Consider the following 21,279-nt stretch of genomic DNA (forward strand, 5'->3'; position numbering starts at 1 on the left):
GCGGTGTGCGCGAGCGATGCCGATTGGCGGCTACGAACTGGAACGCCTTGCTTTCGATTCGCGCAGGGTTTCGGCCTGGGCGTTCCAGAGCTCAACGAGGGGAATCAGGCGGCTTGGCCGAGGCTGGTGAGAGCCCGGCGGAGGCGTCGACGTTTCCAGGAACTTGTTTCTGGCGCTGACGAGCTGTTCGAAGTTGTCGACGCACGGGTCTGCGCCGAGTTCCTCGATCGCAAAGATCCATGCGGTCCACTCTGCGCGCTCATGTGCAGGCATCCATTCATTGTTATCCGCATGATCTGGGCCAGACTGGCAGCCACACTCCAAGTCAACGGCCATAGTCAGCGAGAAGTCAGCGAAATGTTTGACAGCGGACAACAATCGCCGATGGCAGCTGAGGCCAGGGAACCGCCCTGACGGGAACGCTCGACGAAGTACGGTGCCTGGCATGGGTACAGCGGTCAAGTACAGCAAACGTGCTGACGAGCGGTGACGTTGCATGGCCCGCCCCGGCCCGGCCTGCCCCGGTCCGCACTCACTCGTGCGGGGTATCCGGGTACGCCCCACCGATGCCGCAAGTGAGGGATGAGGGCTATCGCGGTCGCACGCCACAGACTCGCGGGCTGCCGCACACTCAGATGCAGGGATCGGGTACAGCCAGTCGGGGAAGAGGGCGGGTATGTGGAGGCCGGAGGTCGGAACCCGGGTCGTTGCTGGGGCGGACTGCAAGTTAGCCGTGCAGGAACCGTACGTCGAGGCGTGGATCAACGAGGGCCAGGCTGGCACAGTCTTGGAAGTGATCGACTACGTCGAGTATGCCGAGGCGCGCCCGATGCGGGTGGGTAGCCAGCCGGAGGTGAAGATGCGGGGCGAAGGCCACGAGAAGCGTCGCTACATTCGCTTGCTCGTCAGGTTCGACCTCGGCGTCACGATCATGATCGACGCGGACCGTGTGCACCAATTTGGCGGCGCGCTTCGTAGTGGAGTCTCCTGACGCAGGTTGACGTCGACGCTGAGCAACGACGGCGGGCAGGCGCGTACGGTACCGGATCACATGGCTCAATCGCTGTGGTGTCTCCACTGAGCAGCTGCCGAATTCGCTTGTCGTTCAGCACGCTGTGATGTTGCCGGGTGGTCGGCGGTGGGTACGGTGACGCCTGACACCGCTTGCCCTGGAGGAAAACCGATGGCCCTGGAAACAAGTCGGCATCAGACCGCTGACGAGGCGGAGATCGGCGGCGGTTCGAGCCGCCGGGCGGTTCTGCGCGTGGCCGGGGTGGGCGGTGCGACGGTGGCTGTCGGGCTGGCGGCTGCGGCCTGCGGTACTGCGTGGAGCCTCAACACGCCGATAGCCGACCAGACGTCTTCGGACGACCAGGCCGCCGCCAACGGCATCCCGGTCGCCGAGACCTCGGAAATACCGCTGCAAGGCGGGAAGGTCGTCGCTGACGACGGCGGTACGGTCATCACTCAGCCGAGCGCTGGAACCTACAACGCGTTCACCGCCATCTGTACGCACCAGGGCTGCACTGTCGCCTCCGTGTCGGACAACCAGATCATGTGTCCCTGCCACGGCTCGATCTTCAGTGCCATGGACGGCTCCGTCATCCAGGGGCCGGCCAACGCGTCGTTGGCTGCCAAGCCCGTCGTCGTCTCTGGGGATCAGATCTACCTCACCTGATCAGCCTGATCGACTGATCAGCCTCGTAGGACTGGGGTGATCACGGTGAGTGGCTGGCTATTGCTATTGCAATCGCTCGCTACTGGTGCTTGCTGGAGTGTCGCCCGGTAGGTGACGCGTTTGCGTCGTTGCTGGTGTTGGGGGTTGTGCCGTTGTGACCTGGCGCTGATGCTTCGTCACGATCCATTGCGTCGAGCCGCTCCGGGGCGGCGGCGGGATTGGAGTTGGCGTTAGCGCTAGCGCTAGCGTCTATGTCGGCGTCGACGCCGTTCTGCATTGCTTCGTCCTCGGCCCAGGCGTGGTATCGCGAACGCTGCCAGAGCATCGCGGCCGTGCCGAGTGCCGCGCCGGCTGCTGCGACACCGCCGAGGAACCAGAACTTGCGGTGCGGGTTGCGCCGCTTCAAGTGCTCGATCTGGGCTGCGGTCACCTGACCGCGCGCTGCGGCGAGTGTCGCGGATGCCCGGTCGGAGACTTCGGCGCGCAGAGGGGCGGAGCGGTGCTTCGCCTCTTCCGCCACGCGTGACGACAGTAGTACTGCGGCGGGCATCAACTCGTGGCGTACTCGGTGGGACGTGTCCGTGATTACGGGCACTACCGTCGCGCGCGTCTGCTGCCAGCGGGGATCGGTCTCCGCGCGCAGCGCCGCATACCGGCCACGGAGCCACGGCTGGATGGAAGTACGCTGCGGCTGCTGGGATTGGCTCGTCTTGGTCACGGCTTGGCCCTTCACCCTTCACTCTTCCCTCGTTCGGACTCCCCCCGTTTTCCCTGGACCACCATGACTATGCGCTTATTACGCCGTTAGGAGGGGGATTTTCCTCGCGTACCGGACAAGCCTCACCGGGATGCCGCCATCCCGCATGCGGGATTGACACGGATCAGCTACTGCTCAGCTACTGCGGCGCGGTGAACCTCCACCGCGTGGGAAGATAACCGGGACAGCCGACCGCCTGGGCCCGGCGGGGGACGCGGGCCGGGGGGCGTTGCGCAGCGCAGTGAGCGATGGAAGTGAGGGCCGTGATGGCCGAGGAGACCTACGCCGTACTCAAGACCACGCACGGGGAGATCACCGTGCGGCTGTTCCCGAACCACGCGCCGAAGACGGTGCGCAACTTCGTGGAGCTGGCCGAGGGCGGCAGGGAGTGGACCGACCCGCGCACCGAGCAGAAGAGCACGGCTAAGCTGTACGACGGCACCGTCTTCCACCGGATCATCCCCGGCTTCATGATCCAGGGCGGCGACCCGCTGGGCCAGGGCTTCGGCGGTCCCGGTTACCAGTTCGATGACGAGATCCACCCCGACCTCACCTTCAGCAAGCCCTACCTGCTGGCGATGGCGAACGCGGGCAAGCGCGGCGGGCGCGGCACCAACGGCTCGCAGTTCTTCATCACCGTCGGCACGCCGACCTGGCTCAACGGCAACCACACCATCTTCGGCGAGGTCGAGGACGTCGCCAGCCGCAAGGTCGTGGACGCCATCTCCAACGTGCCGACCGGCGGGCAGGACCGGCCGTTGACCGACGTGGTGCTCGAATCCGTGGTGATCGAGCGGCGCGCTTCCTGACGAGCGATCCGCGGGCCCGGCGCGTCCGGGCCCGCATTCATCGGGGATTGGACCGTGACCATGCCGTCCGACCAACTGCCGACCACGACACCGGGTGCCGCCGCGGCGCCGGGTACGCCGGTGTGTTTCCGGCACGCCGACCGCGAGACGTATCTGCGTTGCTCCCGTTGTGATCGGTCGATCTGCACCGACTGCATGATCCCGGCCTCGGTGGGCTTTCAGTGTCCTGAGTGTGTGCGTGACGGCAACCGGGTCGTGCGCCAGGCTCGCACGATCGCCGGCGGGCGCCATCATGCGCGGCAGGGCGTGGCCACCGGCGTGCTGATCGGCGTGTGCGTCGTCATGTTCGGGTTGCAGAAGCTGGTCGGCCAGGCCTTCACCGACCGGATGGACCTCCAGGCGATGGCGCAGCAGATCTCCTCGCTGCCCTCGGCGCGGCACATAGGAGTCGCGTACGGGGACTGGTACCGGCTGGTCAGCTCGGTGTTCGTGCACGCGAACCTCGTGCACCTGGGAATGAACATGCTCTCGCTGTGGTGGATCGGCGTTCCGGTGGAAAGCCGGCTCGGCCGCAGCAGGTACGTGGTGACCTTCTTCGTCTGCGGCATCGCCGGCTCGGCTGCCTCGTACGCGGCACTGCCAGCCTACGGCAGCAGCCTCGGCGCGTCAGGGGCCATTTTCGGGTTGCTCGGCGTGCTCGCGGTGTTGGCGTTCCGCGAGCGACTGAACGTGCAGCCGGTGATCACGGTCATCCTGCTCAACCTGGTCTTCAGCTTCAGTGTGCCCGGCATCAGTTGGGAGGCACACGTGGGCGGACTGGTGGCGGGACTGATCCTTGGCGCCGCGCTGGCCTTCGCGCCGCGGGCGCGCGCGGTGGTCTCCTGGTTCCGCAATCCACAGAACCTCATCCCGACCGCGACCGGCTCGGCGATCCTGCTGACCGCTGCGATCATCGTCATAGTGCACACGTCGCAGCTCCAAGCCCAGGCCAGTGGTAGCGCGGTGCTGGGCGGATGGATCGGCCTGCCGGGGTAGCTGGAGTTGATAACGGGCGTGCGGAGGGTGGGCGTGTGGAGGGTTGCTGTGCAGTGGGGACTCACAGTGCGGCCACTGGTCGCAGGAGACTGACCACCCAGGGTTATCCACAGATCGTGTGAAGTTTTCCACACTGTGGATAACCTGTGGACAAGGCCACCTGCGCGTTGTGGATAACGCTTCTACCAGCGCTTACCGACTGTGAACACAGCGGACTGATGCGGAATGCGTCGTGCGGAGCACACAGTGTGTGCGTTACCGCTGTGTATGGACTGCACAGTGTGGATCGAGTCTGTGGATCGCGCGGTCAGCGCCAGCGGGTCGAGATGACGAAGCCGACGGAGATGAACGCGAAGCCGATCACCACGTTCCAGGCGCCGAGCGTCGCGGTCCAGTGGAAGCCGAGGTAGTAGCCCACGATCCAGGCCAGGCCGATCACGAAGAAGGCGACCATGAACCGCGGCACCCAGGCCGAGGACTCGACCTTGATCTTCTGGACCCTCTGCTCGGGCGGCGTGTAGGCCGCCTTCTCCCGAGTCTTCGACTTCGGCACGGAACTCTCCTGCTCACTGACACACCGACGGCTGTACGGCAGACATAGCGTAGCCGGGTGCGCGCCGTGGCGACAGCGGCCATTGGGCATTCTCAGGTGGCCATTACGCGCGTCTTCGCCGTATCTGCCCACGGCACCCGATAGCGTAGCGAAGGGTCACTATCCGATTACGTGCGCAGACAGCTCCTAAGACGCGCGGAGAACGGAAGGCAGCAACCGGCGCATGTACGCGTGGATCTGGCGGCACCTGCCCGGATCGCTGTGGGTGCGTCTCCTGTGGGTGCTGGTCATCTTCGCCATTGCGGTGTTCGTGCTCTTTCAGTACGTCTTCCCGTGGATCGGGCCGCATCTGCCGTTCACCGGGAACGGCTCCCTCTCGCAGTAGTCGGCGGTCGACGGCTGATAGCGGCGGCAGTCAATACAGTGCACGGGCGACTACGCTGACCGTATGGCGCGCATCCTGGTGGTCGACAACTACGACTCGTTCGTGTTCAACCTGGTCCAGTACCTCTACCAGCTGGACGCCGACTGCGAGGTGCGCCGCAACGACGCCGTCGCGGTCGAGGAGGCCGACCGGTACGACGGCGTGCTGCTCTCGCCGGGACCCGGAACGCCCGAGGACGCCGGCGTCTGCGTCGCGATGGTCCGGCACTGCGCCGCGATCGGCAAGCCGCTGTTCGGCGTCTGCCTCGGGCTCCAGTCGATCGCCGTCGCGTTCGGCGCGGTGGTCGGCCGTGCGCCCGAACTGCTGCACGGCAAAACCAGCTTGGTTTCGCACGACGGCGCCGGAGCCTTCGAGGGTTTGAAGAGTCCGCTCATCGCCACTCGCTACCACTCGCTGGCCATCGAGCCGGACACCCTCCCCGGCGAGTTGGCCGTCACCGCGCGCACCGATGCCGACGTGATCATGGGAGTGCGGCACTCGACCCTGCCGATCGAGGCGGTCCAGTTCCACCCCGAGTCGGTGCTGACCGAGGGTGGCCACCGGATGCTCGCCAACTGGCTCGCCGTCTGCGGTGACCCGGACGCGGTCAAACGCTCCGAAGGCCTCGCGCCCGTGGTGGGTGCGAGGCCTTCGCGGCTTGCTTCCTGAAACTTTCCGATCCGACAGCCGACCTTTTCCTCGGTTTCTCAGTTCCCGGCGGGGCTCGGGCTGCCGGTCACGCCGCCCAGGCCGCCGAGGAAGCCGCCGGTGCCCCCGGACGCCGTCGCCGTGGCTGACGGGGTCGGGGTGGGCGAGGCTCCCTGCGAGCAGAAGATCTTCACCGGGCTGCCCTTCGCCGCGGTGGCATTGCCGCCCGGATCCGTGCCGATGACGTAGCCGTTCTGGGCGTCGGGGCTGTACTGGTTCGAGATCGTGGTCTGGAAGCCGGCCTGTTGGAGGGTCAGCTGGGCCTGGGTGCAGGTCTGGCCGATGACCGGCGGCACGGTCGCGTTGCCCGGCCCGGTGGAGACCACCACCGTGATCGGCGTGGTGACCGCCACGACCTGCCCGGCCAGCGACTTGCCGTTGGCGTCCTGAAGGTCGATGACGTTGCCGGCCGGGACGCTGCCGTTCGCCTGGTCCGACTCCTGTAGGGTCGCGAACCCGGCGTCGCCGAGCGTCTTCTCCACCGTGTCCTTGGTGTTGCTGTTGAGCGACGTGGCGTCCGGCAGCTTCTTCTGCTGCGCGCCAGCCGACACACAGTAGTTCACCGGTGCGCCGGACGTCGCGGTCGCGCCGCTCTGAGGGTTCTGCGACATGATCTGACCGGCCTGTACCGTGGCGCTGTTCGCCGCGTCGCCCTGGCAGGTGCTGCTGCCCAGCTTGAGCCCGTTCGCGTCGAGCGCGGACTGCGCCTGTTGGACGGTCTTACCGATGATGCTCGGCACCGTCGTGGTCTTCCCGGTGCCGCCGCCGAACAGCTTGCTGAAGACGAACACGCCGAGCACGATCGCGATCACCGCGACGACGGCCAGGATGATGTAGCCCGTCTTGTCGCTCGACTTGCCCCGGCCGCCGTTTCCGCCGTCGGCGCGCCTACGCGGACCGTCCTCCGGCCCCTGGTCGTCGTAGGACGGCTGATACGACGTCGGCTGGTAACGCGTCGGCGGTCCGTAACCGGCGGTGTTCTGTCCGCCGTAGCCTGCGGCGTTCGACACCACCTGCGTCGGCGCGTTCGCCGAGCCGTATCCGGCCGCAAGCGTCGGGGCGGCGGCGATCGGGCGGCCGTCGAGCGCGCGCTCGATGTCGGCCCGCATCTCCTCGGCCGACTGGTAGCGCTCGTCGGGATGCTTGCCCAGAGACTTGAGCACGATCGCGTCGGCGACCGCCGGAACCTCCGGGTCGTGGTGCGACGGCGGCAGCGGCGCCTCGCGCACGTGCTGATAAGCGACCGCGACCGGGGAGTCGCCGACGAACGGCGGCCGGCCGGTGAGCAGTTCGTAGAGCAGGCAGCCGGTGGAGTACAGGTCCGAGCGCGCGTCGACCGTCTCGCCCTTGGCCTGCTCGGGGGAGAGGTACTGCGCCGTGCCGATGACCGCTGAGGTCTGCGTCATCGTCATGCCCTGGTCGCCCATGGCCCGCGCGATGCCGAAGTCCATCACCTTCACCGCGCCCTGCCGGGTGAGCATGACGTTCGCCGGCTTGATGTCGCGGTGGATGATCCCGTTGCGGTGGCTGTAGTCCAGCGCCTGGAGCACTCCGGCGGTGATCTCCATCGCCCGCTCCGGCAGGAGCCGGCGGCCCGAGTGCAGGAGGTCCCGCAGCGTCGAACCGTCTACGTACTCCATGACGATGTAGGGCAGCGAGACGCCGCCGATGTAGTCCTCGCCGGTGTCGTACACGGCAACGATCGCCGGGTGGTTGAGCGATGCCGCGGACTGGGCCTCGCGGCGGAAGCGGGCCTGGAACGTCGCGTCGCGCGCCATGTCGGCGCGTAGCGTCTTGACCGCGACCGCGCGGCCGAGCCGGATGTCGCGGGCCATGAACACCTCTGCCATGCCGCCGCGACCCAGTACCGCGCCGAGCTCATACCTGTTGCCCAGGCGACGCGGTTCTTCCATCTGTTCAGCCCTTCCCCTGTCGCCGTCCCGTTCGGGCCGGGTGCCCGCCGGCGGCGGCGATCCGCTGGGTTCCGTCTTCGTCGTGCTGTTGTCTTCGTCCGTGCCAACCCACTCGGCGCGATTGTTTCATGGCGAACGAGGCGTGCAGTAGAGCTTGGCGACGCAGGTGGAACCGCCCTGGCACGCCGCTCACTGCGCGGGCGAGCCGAGTACCGCCTGGATCACATCCTTCGCGATCGGCGCGGCCAGCGTGCCGCCGTACACGTCGCCCGCGTTCGGATCGTTGTCCTGCACCAGCACGGCTACCGCGACCTTGGGGTTGTCCGCCGGCGCGAAGGACAGGAACCAGGCCAGCGCGTTCTGCCCGGTCCCGCGCTGCGCGGTGCCCGTCTTTCCGGCGACTTGGACGCCGCTGATCTGGGCGGCGGTTCCCGTGCCGTTCTGCACGACCGAGATCATCATGTCCTTCAGCTGGTTGGCCTGGTCGGACGTGATCGGGTTGTACAGCTGGCTGGGCGAGGTGGTGGACATGACGCCGCCCTTGGTGTCCAGTTCCTGTTTGATCAGGTACGGCGCCATGATCACCCCGCCGTTGGCCACGCCCGCAGCCATCATCGCGCCCTGCAACGGGGTCATCCGCACGTTGAACTGGCCGATCGCCGACTGTGCGGCCTGAGCCTGGGAGATGTTGTTCGGGAAGACCGGCGAGGCCGCGGTCATCGGCACCGTGGGGCCGGTCTGGTTGAAGCCCCACTTCTGCGCCTCGTCCTGGAGTTTCGACCCGCCGAGGTCCAGGCCGAGCTGTCCGTAGACCGTGTTGCACGACAGTGTGAACGCGTTGATGAGCGTGGTGTCGCCGCAGGTCTCGCCGCTGTCGTTGGAGATGGTCGAGGTGCTGCCGGGCAGCTGGAGGGTGTCGGTCGGCGACTGGATCACCGTGTTCTCGTTCACCGGCTGGCCGCTGACCCCGTTTGTCATCGCTGCGGCCGAGGTGATGATCTTAAAAGTCGAGCCCGGTGGGTACGTCTGCGCCAGCGCGCGGTCCAGGCTCGGTTGCAGCGGGTCGGACTGGAGCGCGTTGGCCGCCTTCGCCTCGGTGGAGGTGTCGTGCGTGGCGAGGTTGTTCGGGTCGAAGGAGGGCGCGGAGACCAGCGCGAGGATCGCCCCGGTCTTTGGGTCGAGCGCGACCACGGCGCCTTCGACCTCCTTGCCGCCGCCGACGTTCGCCAGCCCGTTGTACGCGGCCTGCTGTGCGGCGGCGTTGAGGGTCAGCACCACCGAGCCGCCGCTCTTGGGCTTGTCCTCGATCTGGTTCAGGAACTGCTGGGTGGCCAACCGTGGGTCAGTGCCCTGAAGCAGCGGGTTCTCGTAGTGCTCGATCGAGGTCGAGCCGTAGTTGACCGAGAAGTACCCGGTCGCCTGTGCGTAGAGCGGCCCGTTCGTGTACTGCCGCTGGTATTTGAGCGAGCCGCTGGTGGGCGTCGAGGTGGCGATCGCCTTGCCGTCCACGATGATCTGCCCGCGCGGGTTCTGGTACGCGTAGATCAGGTTGCGCCGGTTGTCCGGGTGCGCCGAGTACGAAGCGGCGTTGACGAACTGGATGTAGTTGGCGGTGAGGAACAGCACCGCGAACAACACCAGGCAGAAGACCGCCACCCTCTTGATCGGCCGGTTCACGCCTTCACCACCTGCGCCATCTCGTCGGTGAGCGGGATCGCGGGCGGCAGTGGCCGCCGTGCCGCGTCGGAGATCTTGATCAGCAGCGCGATCAGGACCCAGTTGGCCATCAGCGCCGAGCCGCCGTAGGCCAGGAACGGCATCGGCAGGCCGGTCAGCGGGATCACCCGCAGCACGCCGCCCGCGGTGATGAAGACCTGGAGCGCGAAGGTGGCCGCCAGGCCTGCGGCGAACAGCTTGCCGTAGGGGTCGCGCACCAGCATCGCGGTCTTCACCGCGCGCATCACGATGATCGCGTATCCGATGAACAGCGCGGTCAGCCCGAACAGGCCGAGTTCCTCACCCACGGTGGCGAGCATGAAGTCCGCGTTGTTGGCGAAACCGATCTGGTACGAGTACCCGTGGCCGAGGCCGGTGCCGAGCAGTCCGCCGTTGGCGAAGGCGTAGAGCGACTGGGCTAGCTGCCGGGTCTGCCCGGTCACGTCGGAGAACGGGTGCAGCCACGCGTTGACCCGTACCATCACGTGCGCGGACATGTTCGCCACCGCCCACGCGCCGCCCACGAACAGCAGCACGCCGAACAGCAGCCAACTGGTGCGCTCGGTGGCCATGTACAGCATGATCACGAAAGCGCCGAAGAACATCAGCGAGACGCCGAGGTCGGTCTCCCGGATCAGGATCAGCATCGCGAAGGCCCAGACCACCAGGATCGGCCCCATATCCCGACCGCGCGGCAGGTAAAGACCGAGCACCTTGCGGCTGGCCAGCGCCAGGGCGTCCCGCTTGGCGTGCAGGTAGGCGGCGAAGAAACTGACCATCAGCAGCTTGCCGAACTCGGCCGGCTGCACCGAGAAGCCGCCGAGCCGGATCCAGCTGCGTGCCCCGTTGACCTCGGACATGGACGCGGGCAGCACGGCCGGCAGCGCGATGATGGACAGGCCGACCAGTGCGGAGATGTAGGCGTAGCGCTGGAGGATCCGGTGGTCCCGCAGGAATATGACGATCGCGATGAGTACCAGGAGCCCGAGCACCGTGTAGATGGCCTGGTTGGGCGCCGCGCCGCCCTTCGGCGCCAGCTTGTTGGCGATGTTGTACGGGTCCAGCCGGTAGATCAGCGCCAGGCCGAGGCCGTTGATCATCGCGGCGACCGGGAGTATCACCGGATCCGCGTACGGCGCGAAGCGGCGCACGACCAGATGCGCTGCCAGCAGCGCGATGCCGAACTCCGCGGCGAGCGCCGGCAGGTTGCCGGGGATCCGGCCGGTGGCCGCGTCGCCGACGTCGGCATAGGCGAACAGCCCGATGCCGAGCGCGAAGAGCAACAGCAGCGCCTCGGTGTTGCGTCGCTTGGGGACGTACGGCTCGCCCTGGGCCGGTGCGGCCGCAGGGCCGGCCAGCGGCGTGCTCGTCATCCGCATCTCGTTCCTGTCATCCTGATCGCCGACGGTCCGCCCGCGAGTCCACCCGTCGTCAGTGTGAGCCGGTCGCCGACGTGTCGCCGGAGGCGCCCGGACACTGAGCCGACAGTTGGTTCGAATCGGCCATGCTCGCGCTCGGCGACGGAGTCGGCGATGAGTGCACGGCCGCGTTTCCGGAGGGCTTGGCGGTCGTGGACCCCGGGGCCGTCGATTTCGTGCCGGCCGACGCCGACGCAGTACCCAGCGGTACCACCGGTAGAGCAGACGCGCTCGGCACGGTAGACGGGACCGTGGTCAGCGCCGCGCAGTCTGACCCGAGCACGGACAGCGTATGCACGATCGACTGCGCGTCGGACAGACTGGTCGCCGTTATCGAGGCGCGCACCCGGTCCTGACTGGCCGTCGGGAGGCTGCTCACCGCGACCTGAGGCGTCGTCGAGTACACATGTGACAGGCGCAAGCCGACGAAGGATCCGTTCACACCTTGGTAGATGGCAACCTGCCCGCTATCGGATGCGACGTAATACTGCTGCTGCGTCCAGTAATACGCTCCGCCGCCGAGCCCGCCGACCACCACCGCGATTCCGCCCAGGACGACGACCGGCTTCACCCAGCGCCGACGCTTCGGATCCGGTGCCCAGTCGCCGAGTTGAGGGCCCTCCGGCTGTGAACCCCCGGCGTCGCCGCCAGGCGTCTCGCGCCGTTCCGACTTGCGCAGTCGCGCGGCGCGGCCCGCGGGCGTGTCCGAGGGGATCTCGTCACCCTGCTTCGGCTGCTCGACTGCGCTCATGACCGCGGTGGTCGCCTGCGCCGGATCCGAGCCCGCCATCGGCTGCTGCGCGGGCGGTGCTCCGAACGACGGCAACCCGGCGGCTCCAGCGTGCTCGGCCGCCGCCCCGACGGTGACCGGCATCCCGATGTACTGAGTCTCCGCGTTGGGCGAGGTGCGCGACCCGTGGAAGCCGGAGTCGAGAATGTCGGCCACGATGCACGTGACGTTGTCGGGCCCCCCGGCACGCAGCGCGAGCTGTATCAGCGCCTCTGCGGCCTGATGCGGGTCCGCGTATCCGGCGAGCGTCGACTCCAGCGTGTCGAACGACACGAAGCTCGACAGGCCGTCGCTGCACAGCATCAACCGGTCGCCGGGCTGCAAGTCGATCCCTGACAGATCGGCGTCCGCGACCTGCCCTCGGCCGTCGAGCGCGCGCATGAGCAGTGAACGCTGCGGGTGGTGCCCGGCTTCCTCTTCACTGATGCGGCCCTCGTCCACGAGACGCTGTACCCACGTGTGATCGGCCGTCAGTTGTTCGAGCCGCCCTGCGCGCAGCCGGTATGCCCGTGAGTCGCCGATGTGTGCGAACGCGACATGGTTCTCGCTGAACAGGAACGCGGTGAGGGTCGTGCCCATACCCTCAAGTTGAGGGTTCTCGGTGATGATCGTGTGCAGCCGCTCGTGCGCCTCGTTGATCCGCTCGGCCAGCGCGCGGACCGGATCGGCGGGCGTTTGCGGTGTGGTGGCCACGTCGAGTTGCGCGATGGTCTGCACGACCACCGAGGAGGCCAGTTCCCCGGCCGCCTGCCCGCCCATCCCGTCGGCCACCACCAGCAGCCGCGGGCCGGCGTAGCCCGAGTCCTCGTTGCCGTCGCGGATCAGGCCCACGTGTGAGCGGGCCGCATATCGCAGAGACAGGCTCATCTACGCTACTTCCGCTACTTCCGCAGCTCGAGGACGGTTTTGCCGATACGGATGGGCACGCCGGCCGGAACCGGGGTGGGGCCGTTGATCTTCGTCCGGTCCAGGTAGGTGCCGTTGGTGGAACCCAGGTCTTCCACCACCCACTGTCCCGAGGGGTCCGGGAACACGCGAGCGTGGCGGCTGGACGCGAAGTCGTCGTCGAGCACGATAGTGGAATCGTGCGCGCGCCCGAGGGTGATCTGCTGGGTTCCGAGCGGGACGCTGGTGCCGGCGAGTGACCCCGCGGTGACGTGCAGCCTGGTCGGCGCGCCGCCGCGCCGGGGTCGCGCCGCGGTCTGCCCGAGCGGCACGCCGCCGGACACCGGCCGGCCCGCGGGCCGCACCGCGCGCAGCCGGGAACCCGCCGCCCCGAACAGGTCGGTGCGGATGACCGCGAGCGAGATCAGGACGAACACCCAGAGCGCGGCCAACAGCCCCAGCTTCATCACGGTGAGCGTGAGACCGGTCATCGTCCTTTTCTAACTCCTCAGGGCACTTACCGTGCGGTCGCCATACCGCGCGGTGTAGCCACCGCCGTGTTGCCGTGCACCCGGCCCCGCGGCGGCCTGCCCGAAGGGCCGCGGTCGGTCGGTCTTGTCATCCTGCCGTCTGGTTCAGACCTGTCGGAAGACGATAGTGGTGTTGCCCAGGTGGATAACAGAGCCGTCCCGCAACTGCGCCTGGCGCACGTGCTGGTCGTCCACCACGATGCCGTTGGTCGAGCCGAGGTCGGAGATCACCGAGGGCACCCCGGTGCGGATCTCGGCGTGCCGCCGGGAGACCGAGGGGTCGTCGACTCGCAGGTCCACGTCAGTTCCACGGCCCATAGACGTCACCGGGCGGGTCAGCGGATGCCGGACTCCGTTGATCTCGACCCAGAACGACGGCACCGCGGGCGCGCCCATCGGCGGCCCGGCCGGCGGGTAACCGCCCATGGCGGGCTGTGGTGGTGCGGCCATGCCCATCCCCGCCCTGCCGGGCGCAGGTGCAGGCATAGGTGCGGGTGCGGGTGCGGGTGGCGGGTATCCCGGCGCGCCGCCGTACGGCTGCTGGTATCCCGCCGCCGCGGGATTCGGGTAGCCGGCGCCCTGTCCGGGCATCTGCACGACCCCGGCCAGCGCCTGCGACCGGATCCGGAACATGCCGGTGGCCAGGTCGGGAGCGCGCTCGAACTTCACCTCGACCGGCCCGACGAACATGTACCGCTGGTCGCGCCCGTGCTCCTGCACCAGGTCGGCGAGTTCCGCCGAGAGCGGCGCGGCGTAGGTCGTGAGCCGCTCGTAGTCATGGTCGCCGAGTTCGACGGTGAAGTCGTTCGGCACCATGGTGCGACCGCGGCTGACCACCGCCGCCCGGTCATCGCACTCGCGCTGCAACGCGCTGGCGATCTCGACCGGCTGCACCTCCGACTTGAAGGCTTTCGCGAAGGCGCCGTTGACCAACCCCTCAAGGCGACGCTCGAAGCGCTGTAGAACTCCCACGGACACCCCCTTCAGGCATTTAGGCGATCGGCGAGCGCACTGCGACTCCTGCCGCAGCCGTCCGGACGACCGGGCCGGTGGTTCGTGTGCACCTCGTACTCTCTCATTGTGCGAGCGTCCGCCGCATCGCCGCGCCCTACGGGGCGAGCCGAGGAGCTGTTGTGACCAAGTTAAAGCTATTCCCTCGCCACTGATCGTATCTTCGCCGGGCGAACGAGCGTCACCACTTCGCCACCATCCTCCCCCGCCACGCCACCCGGCACTCCCCCGCGTCGCCGAACCGCCTGGCCACGAGCCGACGCCCGTCCCGGAGGCCGCCCCAAACGATTTGGGGCGCCCCCCGGTCGACTGCTATGGTCATCCTCGTTAAGCGCGAGTGGCGGAATGGCAGACGCGCTGGATTCAGGTTCCAGTGCCCGCAAGGGCGTGGGGGTTCAACTCCCCCCTCGCGCACCGCAAAGTTCCAGGTCAGAGGCCCTGTAGACCCAGTCTACGGGGCCTTTCGATACTCCGGCGCTACTTCGTGCTCTGAAAGACGCTCCGGGAGGAGCTACGCGGCACCGTGGATCACGGAACCGAGTCGGTTCGCCGCGTCCCGCTGAAGGGACGGCACGGCGTGGCTGTAGATGTCCAGCGTGATCGACGTCTTTGCGTGTCCGATCCGCTCACTGACGACTTTCGGGTGCTCTCCGGCCACCAGCATGAGCGTCGCCGACGTGTGCCGGATCTCGTGCAGATGGATCACCGGCAGCAGCGCGTCCGGGTGCGCCCTGTTGTACTTAGCGACAGCCTCCCTCCAGGACCGGGAGAAGCGCTCCGGATGGCGCCAGGTGCCATCAACGGTCCCGAACACGAGCGCTTCAGCCGACCGCAGCGTGAGGCTGATCTCGCCCCGCTCGGTGCGGTAGGTCTTCAGGAGAGTGACCGTCTTGGGGTCGAGATCGACGACGCGCGACTTCCCGGACTTGGTCGTACCCTCGATCAACTCCTCGTGCGCGCCGTGATGCTTGATCACACTGACGGCGCGGCGGATCGAGAGGCGGTCCGCATCCAGGTCCACGTCCTTCCACCGGATCGCGAGCAGTTCGCCCCGGCGGCACCCGGTGACGGCCGCGAGCGTCCACGCGACCCAGTCTGGATCACCCGACGTCTTTGACCACCCCAGGAACGAACGCACCTCGTCGGCACTCCACGTCTTCATCTCGGGTGCTCGCGCTTCTGCTGCTGTCGGCGGCTTTGCCTTGTCTGCTGGGTTGATCATCAGCATGTCTGCGTTCACCGCGTCCTTGAGTGCTTTGTGGGCGATCGTGTGGACGTATAGAACGGTGCGGGCCTTCAACCCACCGGGCGTGCTGTCCTTGCGGCCGGAGGTCTCCAGCGTCCGGTAGAGAGCGGTGAGCTTCGGCCCTGTTATAGCGGACAGCGGGATCGACCCCAGGTACGGCGCGATGTGCAGACGCACGTTCTTGCGGTAGCTGGACATCGTCGAGGGCTTCAAGCGCAGCCCGTCCAACCAGTCCGTGAGGTACGCGCCGAAGGTCACCTTCGACGGCTCGGCGTACGTCCCGGAGTCCACCTTGGACAGCACTTCTCGCAGCGCCTTCGCCGCCGCCGTCTTCGAGGTGAAGCCGCGCTTCATCTTCTGCTTCATCTCGCCGCTGACCGGATCCGGAACCATGCACTTGTAGAACCAACGGACACCCTGTTTGGTCTCGTAGTCCTTGACGCATCCCTCTCCGGGTGCGCGTGTTCGTGTGGTCACGTCGTCTCCTTGCGTGTTTTAGGTGTGTGGTTATCCGGCTTGTCCTGGCCGGACGAGTGGTAGGAACCCGTGTCGGTGTCTTGCGACGTGGACCCACCGCCGGGCTACGGACTGTTCAACCTCGAAGCGGTCGGCAACAGCTTGGACGGCAGGTTCTCCGGCCGTAATGGCTTCGCGATAGGCCGTGGCTACAGCCTCGTAGTGTTCGCGGCCGTGGACTCGCGGGCGTCCCAGGTGGGGTTCCGGGTCGTCGAGCGGTTGCGGTTGCGGCCGGTGTGCCGCGATCAGGTGGCCGATCGGGAGTTCCCTCCACAGGACCGCGTTGATCTGGCCGTGCTGTCCGTCTTCAGTGCGTAGAGCTGTGACTTCGACGCCCGTCACGACCGGGTAGCGGCTGCCGGACCATGTCAGGACCATGCACCATGATTTGCCATCGATCGTGATTGTTTCGGTCGTTTTGGTCATGATCCAAAACCTAACACTTCCCGAACGGCTATACAACTAGTTCCGTAAATTCCAAGGTGAACAAGCTTCGATCTGAGACGACGTCATCCGCGCGATCTGGCCGCTTGGGCTACACAAACGAAATGGCTAGGAAGGACTATTTTTCTGCGATGCACTCAGCATCCTTGCAGTTCAGAGTGGTTTCCCTTGAAGTTGAAGCTTCACCTACACAAATAACAGTCTTTACACACATCAGACCTTCGGGAGACCGTAGAGCCCGGAAGATCTAGCTCTACGAACGAAGGAGACCGGCGGTGCCCACTGCCTCTTCCGATCGGATCACGATCGACGACATCAGAACCCTGCCGACCATCACCCCAAAGCAGGCATGTGGGGTCCTCGACATGGATATGGACTCCGTCCTCAAGGCACTGCGGAACGGCGAACTGCCTGGATTCAAAATCGGGCGGCTCTGGAAGATCCCCGTCCCCAAGCTGCTCGCGCTGCTCGACGGAGAGGTGACCGTGAAAGCCGCATGACCTGAAAACGCGTAGACCCCAGAAGCGAGGCGGGGGTCTGACGCAGCAACCAAGGAGACACCGGGGACGAACCGGATCAACCGAACTACGAAACTAAGGACTCTGTGCACGATTTGATCGACAACAGCATTGTAACAACCACGGCTGACGCTGTCCGGCAGCTTGGAGCCGCTGTACGCAGGCTTCTTACCGAGCGGCGGTTGGTACTGTGAGCATCGGAGCTACGAACTGGGCGCGCACGGTGAAGGTCGGAGCGCCTGCCAGCTTGAAGCTAGTTCTACTGACCCTCGCGACCTACGCCAATGACCATTGGGCGGCGTGGCCGAGTCGCAAGCGACTTGCTGCCGATACCGAACTGAGCGACGACAGCATCAAGCGTGCCGTCCACGCCCTCGAAGATCGCGGTCTTCTCCAAGTGATCCCGTGGCAGGCAACAACGGGAGCCGATGCGGGATCGGGCTACCTGCTGAGCGGTTGGAAAGACGCGGGGCAGCCTCAACCGGCCATCGACGTAGCGTTCGCCGACCGGCCGAAGGGTGAATCCCGCAGTAGGCCGGAGTGGTGGAACGGGGCTGGGAGGGAGGGGGGCGTACATGCTCCCCTAGAGGGAGGCGTACGTGCACCCCTCCAGGGGGGCACCAGCGCACCCCCTAATAGAAAGGAAAAGATAGAAAGGAAACTGATAGATACTAAGAATGTCGCGTCTGGCGACGCGACATCGGATGGGGCCGTCCGCACGAAGGTTCCTCGAAATAACAAGACGGTGGCGAAGACGGAGATCGAGATCGCGACCGAGAAGTTCGTCAACTCGCTTCCGGGGTGTAGCGACGACGAAATTGAGGATCTTCTTCTCCAGTCACGTGAAAGCTCCCGCAGCAAGGTCGCAAAGTCGGCTTACCACAAGGCACTGAACGGGGCGACAGAGTCGAGCCTGAACCCTGACGAGCTACGACAGGCGCGGGAACGGGCGCTGCGGATGATCGCGGGATGGTCGCGCGACAAGGAAGACCCGTCTTTCCTCGATGGGTGGGATGAGATTTCGAACCCGGGGCGAACACCCGTCCTCGTCGGTGAGGGTTTCCCTTTCTAGGCGCGATGTTTGTAATCGCCCAGGTCGCACCGACGACGGATTTTCAGGCGTCGGTCCCAACTGGGGAAAAGGCGTTTCCGCAGGTCGCACCGAGCCCTGAAAACCCGTTCCCGGTGCGACCTGGGGATTTCCGTTTCCACAGGTCGCACCGATTACCGGTTTCCGGAAGTCGGTGCACTGGTAATCGGCGAAACCTCGCTGGTGGAAGAGCGCAGCGAGGGGAAGAGCCGGGTCGGACTCTCTCTTCGCTGCCGTCTCTTGTCGGCGGGGTCGTACGTAAAGCCCCTGAATGACCTCTAGCGGCTCGGGGACGTCGGACCCAGTACGTGTCCACGGGAGCCGGGAACGGGCGTCTACGGGCCGCACAGAGCGCTTCTCGGGCCGGTTACCGACACCGCATCCGGAAATAAAAAGCCGAAATCGGCACCGAGGAGAGCCAGAGCCAGGACGTCGCCGCTCCTCTGGTGCTCCGCAGAATCCATACGCCGCCGAGATTCCACAGGCGTTTGCGGCCCACGTAGAACCCTGAGTCCGGCGTGTGACGGCTGGTAGACCCAGCGTTGACGTGCGTCTTTGGCTCGCACAGGGGGTTAGCCGAGACGTACGGTCGAGATCCCGGGACCAACCCGAGATCTCCGCGCCCGGATCTCTCTCCCTTCACCAAGGACGACCCATGCCTACTTCGATGACCCCTGATTCGGATCGCGCCAACAAGACCGACAACGAGGCGGTCAACGCCTTCAACAAGGCGTTGGACGACATGCTCCGCCCCCTCGCCGTGCCCCTCGCGTTCCATGTCGTTCGGCTCCTGCGGGACGGCGGGTGGAGGCAGTACAACGACAACCGCACAGTGATTGTCGGCGAACCGCCCATCGGCCCGACGAGTTACAACCGGTTCGATGACTTCCTCGACAATCAGGGCCACAGCTCCACGGCAGTGGAGGGTGTTCTGGCCTACTTGCTGTACGCCGACGTTGAGGAGGACACCACACTTGACTTCGATGTCTTCGACCTATTCAGCAAGGCGTGCCGAATCCGGACCAACGATGTAGCGAGTGAGGCGGCGAAGGTGTACGACCGGCTCGTGAAGGCGTACGGCGAACCGGCGTGACGCAGGAAACTGGGAGACGCCGTCATGCGCCTTCGGAGCCTGGCTGACCTTTCAGACGTTCGATGAGTTCGTCATCCTTACGGGCTGCGGCGTCCGCTTCCTCGGCCAGACGGGGATCACGAGGCTCGTGGTCGAAGCGCATGAGATCCGGGTGCTCGTTATCCCGCCTTCTTGAGTTGACGTACAACTCGGCTGTGCCATCAGGAGACAGCACACGCACGAAGTCGGTATTCAGCTGAACAGCGAATGCCAGTGCGTTGTACAAGCCACCGCGTGCGATGGCGGTCGGGGCGGGGATGTCCTGTCTGTTGGAGGTCATGACCTCCACTATGGACCTTCGGATCGGGCAGCGAGCTTGCGATCACCTGGATAGGTCAGCGGGAACGCGGGCAGCTCTGGCGCGTAGCGCCGGCAGCGGCAGAGCCGCTGCCGGACGCGGTCCCCACGGTCATCATCGCGATGGTGAGGACGTTCGTGCAGAAGTTCATCGGCTCCGTCCAAGACGACGGGAACACCGCGATGGACCACCGGTCGAACGGCGTCGCGGTCTCCGGCAAGCGGAACGCCGACGCGGTGAGCTGTCACCACCCGGTTCTAATCTGACGGAGTGACAAGGCGCGCGTTGAGCAAAGCCACCCGTACGCGCATCGGTGACCGCGATGGATGGATCTGCTGCTTGTGCGGCGAACCAGTGGACAAGAACATTCCTTGGAAACCTGCGACGAAGGTCTCCGAGTCCACGCTTGCGCAGGCCGCTGTGACCCTAGAGCAGGGTGTTGATGAGCGTGTAGTCGCGTGGGTCGAAGAGGACGCTGGTCGGGCGCGGGCCATCCTCGCTTCGTGGCGTACAACCACCATGTACGAGGAGTATCAGCGGCTCTCGACTGGCCTGTTCGAACTGCAACACCAGTTGAGGCCGTATACCGGCACTGCAAGTGACGCGCGTCTCAGGTTTCAGATCGCGGACATGCAGATCGCGGTAGACGCGGCACGTGAGCTGGCGTTCGGGAAAGACGAGCCTGGTCAGCCAACCGTTAAAGACGTGGTACGCGCGGTGTATACCGCGTACCAGCGCCGCAACGCCGGTTACCCCACCATGGAGCACATCGTTCCGGTGGCCGCAGGTGGCGGAGATGATGACGCCAACCTTGCGATAGCGCATCACGGCTGCAACATCTCGTGGAGCACCCGAGGCAAAGACGTCGCCGTCGAGGACCGGACCCAGGCATTCCTGACCCGACGAGACGAACGGCGGCAAATGAGGGAACGGCGGTGGGACCAGAAGCGAACGCAGACTGTAGTGGAGTTCCGGGCTGCGGAGCAGAAGAGGCGCGTAGACCTCGTTGCCCTGTGGTCTGAGGATGATCGGCTGCGGCGGGAGTTTCGACGCCTCGGTGATCGGCTCCGGGTCACTACGGCGGAGAAGGAACGCATCAAGATCCAGAACCGGCGGGGCAGGATCAAGGTCAGACGCGAGAAGATCCGACGCAGGGTCAACCGGCTGGAGATCGGGGATCTTGTGCTCGGTGGACTTGGTCTCGTGTGGCCTTGAGAGTGGCGCCGGATACAGCGAGTCTGAACCTCCCGCTGATGTCGTCTAACGTATCGTCATGACGCTTGCAGTACTGAGCAACTGGATCACGGTCTTCGGTATCCCCGGGCTTGCGGCGGCGGGTGGTGTAGGAGCCTGGCGAGCAGCGGTCCTGAGCAATCGTCGCGAGACGAGCCGAGACAGGCTAGCGGCAGATGCCGAGGAACGAGCACAAGCCGAACTTCTCAGTGCCCACACCGAACCCGCTGAGGACGGGAGTTTCTTGGTTGTGAAGAATGGCAGTTCCCTGCTTATCCCGAGCTGCATTGCGATCTATCGGACGTACATCGGAGATGCCCCAGAGTTTGGGTCGGTAGGCCCGTTCCCTATTGGCAGCCATGATGTGGGCGCGATCGGACCTGGTGAGACGGTCCGCGTGTATATCCCGAATGCCGACGGCGTGTGGGAGTCCGTCAAGCGCCCGGCTTACGTCACCATCACAGATGTAGCAGGTCGGAGATGGCTACGGGACAGATCTGCGCATCTGCATCGGCTCCCAGTGGACGGGGCGATCCCCAGAGGTACCGATTCAGAGCTTGACCGGTGGGAGGATG

General features: G+C 66.0%; 23 protein-coding genes and 1 tRNA gene. 13 read left to right on the forward strand and 11 right to left on the reverse strand.

Annotated features, from left to right (window positions below; all coding sequences use genetic code 11):
* Positions 1-30: 30 nt before the first annotated feature.
* The gene (locus tag VGS97_RS09580; protein WP_326852964.1) at positions 31-273 is read right to left on the reverse strand and encodes a hypothetical protein; all 243 of its coding nucleotides are present in this window, start codon (positions 271-273) and stop codon (positions 31-33) included.
* Positions 274-793: 520 nt separating this feature from the next.
* Between VGS97_RS09580 and VGS97_RS09585 the strand changes: the two genes are divergently transcribed.
* Positions 794-991, forward strand: a complete 198-nt coding sequence (locus VGS97_RS09585) for a hypothetical protein (protein WP_326852965.1) — start codon at positions 794-796, stop codon at positions 989-991.
* A gap of 192 nt (positions 992-1,183) precedes the next feature.
* Positions 1,184-1,678: a Rieske (2Fe-2S) protein gene (locus VGS97_RS09590; RefSeq protein ID WP_326852966.1), complete on the forward strand. Its 495-nt coding sequence runs from the start codon at positions 1,184-1,186 to the stop codon at positions 1,676-1,678.
* 79 nt (positions 1,679-1,757) lie between these two features.
* On the opposite strand, the gene VGS97_RS09595 is transcribed toward VGS97_RS09590, so the two are convergent.
* A complete protein-coding gene (locus VGS97_RS09595; protein WP_326852967.1) occupies positions 1,758-2,198 on the reverse strand; it encodes a hypothetical protein in 441 nt (146 codons plus the stop codon).
* 503 nt (positions 2,199-2,701) lie between these two features.
* Between VGS97_RS09595 and VGS97_RS09600 the strand changes: the two genes are divergently transcribed.
* Entirely contained in the window at positions 2,702-3,244 is a 543-nt protein-coding gene (locus tag VGS97_RS09600; RefSeq protein WP_326852968.1) for a peptidylprolyl isomerase, read from the forward strand.
* A 234-nt stretch (positions 3,245-3,478) separates the two neighbouring features.
* Positions 3,479-4,279 (forward strand): rhomboid family intramembrane serine protease, encoded by an 801-nt coding sequence (locus VGS97_RS09605; protein ID WP_326852969.1) that lies wholly within the window; start codon positions 3,479-3,481, stop codon positions 4,277-4,279.
* A gap of 307 nt (positions 4,280-4,586) precedes the next feature.
* Here the strand turns inward: VGS97_RS09605 and VGS97_RS09610 are convergent, their stop codons facing one another.
* Positions 4,587-4,832, reverse strand: a complete 246-nt coding sequence (locus VGS97_RS09610) for a cell division protein CrgA (RefSeq protein ID WP_326852970.1) — start codon at positions 4,830-4,832, stop codon at positions 4,587-4,589.
* Positions 4,833-5,055: 223 nt separating this feature from the next.
* Between VGS97_RS09610 and VGS97_RS09615 the strand changes: the two genes are divergently transcribed.
* Both VGS97_RS09615 and VGS97_RS09620 read left to right on the forward strand, forming a co-directional pair.
* Complete coding sequence (locus tag VGS97_RS09615; RefSeq protein ID WP_326852971.1) at positions 5,056-5,217, forward strand: hypothetical protein; 162 nt, start codon at positions 5,056-5,058, stop codon at positions 5,215-5,217.
* A gap of 63 nt (positions 5,218-5,280) precedes the next feature.
* Complete coding sequence (locus VGS97_RS09620; protein ID WP_326852972.1) at positions 5,281-5,925, forward strand: aminodeoxychorismate/anthranilate synthase component II; 645 nt, start codon at positions 5,281-5,283, stop codon at positions 5,923-5,925.
* 38 nt (positions 5,926-5,963) lie between these two features.
* On the opposite strand, the gene pknB is transcribed toward VGS97_RS09620, so the two are convergent.
* The 6 genes from pknB to VGS97_RS09650 form a co-directional block, all read right to left on the reverse strand.
* Complete coding sequence (gene pknB / locus VGS97_RS09625; RefSeq protein ID WP_326852973.1) at positions 5,964-7,877, reverse strand: Stk1 family PASTA domain-containing Ser/Thr kinase; 1,914 nt, start codon at positions 7,875-7,877, stop codon at positions 5,964-5,966.
* A 189-nt stretch (positions 7,878-8,066) separates the two neighbouring features.
* Positions 8,067-9,554: a penicillin-binding protein 2 gene (locus VGS97_RS09630; RefSeq protein ID WP_326852974.1), complete on the reverse strand. Its 1,488-nt coding sequence runs from the start codon at positions 9,552-9,554 to the stop codon at positions 8,067-8,069.
* Positions 9,551-10,966, reverse strand: coding sequence for an FtsW/RodA/SpoVE family cell cycle protein (locus tag VGS97_RS09635; RefSeq protein WP_326852975.1), 1,416 nt, complete (start codon positions 10,964-10,966; stop codon positions 9,551-9,553). The genes VGS97_RS09630 and VGS97_RS09635 overlap by 4 nt, the downstream gene beginning before the upstream one ends.
* Before the next feature lie 58 nt (positions 10,967-11,024).
* Positions 11,025-12,668: a PP2C family serine/threonine-protein phosphatase gene (locus tag VGS97_RS09640; RefSeq protein WP_326852976.1), complete on the reverse strand. Its 1,644-nt coding sequence runs from the start codon at positions 12,666-12,668 to the stop codon at positions 11,025-11,027.
* Between the two features lie 14 nt (positions 12,669-12,682).
* The gene (locus VGS97_RS09645; protein WP_326852977.1) at positions 12,683-13,177 is read right to left on the reverse strand and encodes an FHA domain-containing protein FhaB/FipA; all 495 of its coding nucleotides are present in this window, start codon (positions 13,175-13,177) and stop codon (positions 12,683-12,685) included.
* Between the two features lie 144 nt (positions 13,178-13,321).
* Positions 13,322-14,188: a DUF3662 and FHA domain-containing protein gene (locus VGS97_RS09650; protein ID WP_326852978.1), complete on the reverse strand. Its 867-nt coding sequence runs from the start codon at positions 14,186-14,188 to the stop codon at positions 13,322-13,324.
* Positions 14,189-14,558: 370 nt separating this feature from the next.
* On the opposite strand from VGS97_RS09650, the gene VGS97_RS09655 reads away from it, so the two are divergent.
* Positions 14,559-14,641 (forward strand) — tRNA-Leu (locus VGS97_RS09655).
* Between the two features lie 97 nt (positions 14,642-14,738).
* On the opposite strand, the gene VGS97_RS09660 is transcribed toward VGS97_RS09655, so the two are convergent.
* Positions 14,739-15,950, reverse strand: a complete 1,212-nt coding sequence (locus tag VGS97_RS09660) for a tyrosine-type recombinase/integrase (RefSeq protein ID WP_326852979.1) — start codon at positions 15,948-15,950, stop codon at positions 14,739-14,741.
* Between the two features lie 87 nt (positions 15,951-16,037).
* Here VGS97_RS09660 and VGS97_RS09665 point away from each other — a divergent pair, with 87 nt between their 5' ends.
* The 4 genes from VGS97_RS09665 (at position 16,038) to VGS97_RS09680 (ending at position 19,134) form a co-directional block, all read left to right on the forward strand.
* The gene (locus VGS97_RS09665; protein ID WP_326852980.1) at positions 16,038-16,307 is read left to right on the forward strand and encodes a hypothetical protein; all 270 of its coding nucleotides are present in this window, start codon (positions 16,038-16,040) and stop codon (positions 16,305-16,307) included.
* Between the two features lie 401 nt (positions 16,308-16,708).
* Positions 16,709-16,933 carry a helix-turn-helix domain-containing protein gene (locus VGS97_RS09670; RefSeq protein WP_326852981.1) on the forward strand — a complete coding sequence of 75 codons (225 nt, stop codon included), beginning with the start codon at positions 16,709-16,711 and terminating at the stop codon, positions 16,931-16,933.
* Positions 16,934-17,141: 208 nt separating this feature from the next.
* On the forward strand, positions 17,142-18,023 hold the full coding sequence (locus VGS97_RS09675; protein WP_326852982.1) for a helix-turn-helix domain-containing protein: 882 nt from the start codon (positions 17,142-17,144) through the stop codon (positions 18,021-18,023).
* A 673-nt stretch (positions 18,024-18,696) separates the two neighbouring features.
* Positions 18,697-19,134: a hypothetical protein gene (locus tag VGS97_RS09680; RefSeq protein WP_326852983.1), complete on the forward strand. Its 438-nt coding sequence runs from the start codon at positions 18,697-18,699 to the stop codon at positions 19,132-19,134.
* A 22-nt stretch (positions 19,135-19,156) separates the two neighbouring features.
* On the opposite strand, the gene VGS97_RS09685 is transcribed toward VGS97_RS09680, so the two are convergent.
* Positions 19,157-19,453: a hypothetical protein gene (locus VGS97_RS09685; protein ID WP_326852984.1), complete on the reverse strand. Its 297-nt coding sequence runs from the start codon at positions 19,451-19,453 to the stop codon at positions 19,157-19,159.
* A gap of 140 nt (positions 19,454-19,593) precedes the next feature.
* On the opposite strand from VGS97_RS09685, the gene VGS97_RS09690 reads away from it, so the two are divergent.
* Together VGS97_RS09690 and VGS97_RS09695 are read left to right on the forward strand one after the other, a co-directional pair.
* Positions 19,594-19,737, forward strand: coding sequence for a hypothetical protein (locus VGS97_RS09690; RefSeq protein ID WP_326852985.1), 144 nt, complete (start codon positions 19,594-19,596; stop codon positions 19,735-19,737).
* Positions 19,738-19,825: 88 nt separating this feature from the next.
* Positions 19,826-20,686, forward strand: coding sequence for an HNH endonuclease (locus VGS97_RS09695; protein ID WP_326852986.1), 861 nt, complete (start codon positions 19,826-19,828; stop codon positions 20,684-20,686).
* Positions 20,687-21,279 lie beyond the last annotated feature (593 nt).

The organism is Actinocrinis sp., assembly GCF_035946395.1.
Taxonomy (GTDB): domain Bacteria; phylum Actinomycetota; class Actinomycetes; order Streptomycetales; family Catenulisporaceae; genus Actinocrinis.

Coding starts and splice junctions, on each gene's coding strand:
- VGS97_RS09580 (WP_326852964.1), bottom strand. CDS start 273: ATGCCTGCACATGAGCGCGCAGAGTGGACCGCATGGATCTTTGCGATC.
- VGS97_RS09590 (WP_326852966.1), top strand. CDS start 1,184: ATGGCCCTGGAAACAAGTCGGCATCAGACCGCTGACGAGGCGGAGATC.
- VGS97_RS09600 (WP_326852968.1), top strand. CDS start 2,702: ATGGCCGAGGAGACCTACGCCGTACTCAAGACCACGCACGGGGAGATC.
- VGS97_RS09615 (WP_326852971.1), top strand. CDS start 5,056: ATGTACGCGTGGATCTGGCGGCACCTGCCCGGATCGCTGTGGGTGCGT.
- VGS97_RS09620 (WP_326852972.1), top strand. CDS start 5,281: ATGGCGCGCATCCTGGTGGTCGACAACTACGACTCGTTCGTGTTCAAC.
- pknB (WP_326852973.1), bottom strand. CDS start 7,877: ATGGAAGAACCGCGTCGCCTGGGCAACAGGTATGAGCTCGGCGCGGTA.
- VGS97_RS09635 (WP_326852975.1), bottom strand. CDS start 10,966: ATGACGAGCACGCCGCTGGCCGGCCCTGCGGCCGCACCGGCCCAGGGC.
- VGS97_RS09640 (WP_326852976.1), bottom strand. CDS start 12,668: ATGAGCCTGTCTCTGCGATATGCGGCCCGCTCACACGTGGGCCTGATC.
- VGS97_RS09645 (WP_326852977.1), bottom strand. CDS start 13,177: ATGACCGGTCTCACGCTCACCGTGATGAAGCTGGGGCTGTTGGCCGCG.
- VGS97_RS09680 (WP_326852983.1), top strand. CDS start 18,697: ATGCCTACTTCGATGACCCCTGATTCGGATCGCGCCAACAAGACCGAC.
- VGS97_RS09685 (WP_326852984.1), bottom strand. CDS start 19,453: ATGACCTCCAACAGACAGGACATCCCCGCCCCGACCGCCATCGCACGC.
- VGS97_RS09690 (WP_326852985.1), top strand. CDS start 19,594: ATGGTGAGGACGTTCGTGCAGAAGTTCATCGGCTCCGTCCAAGACGAC.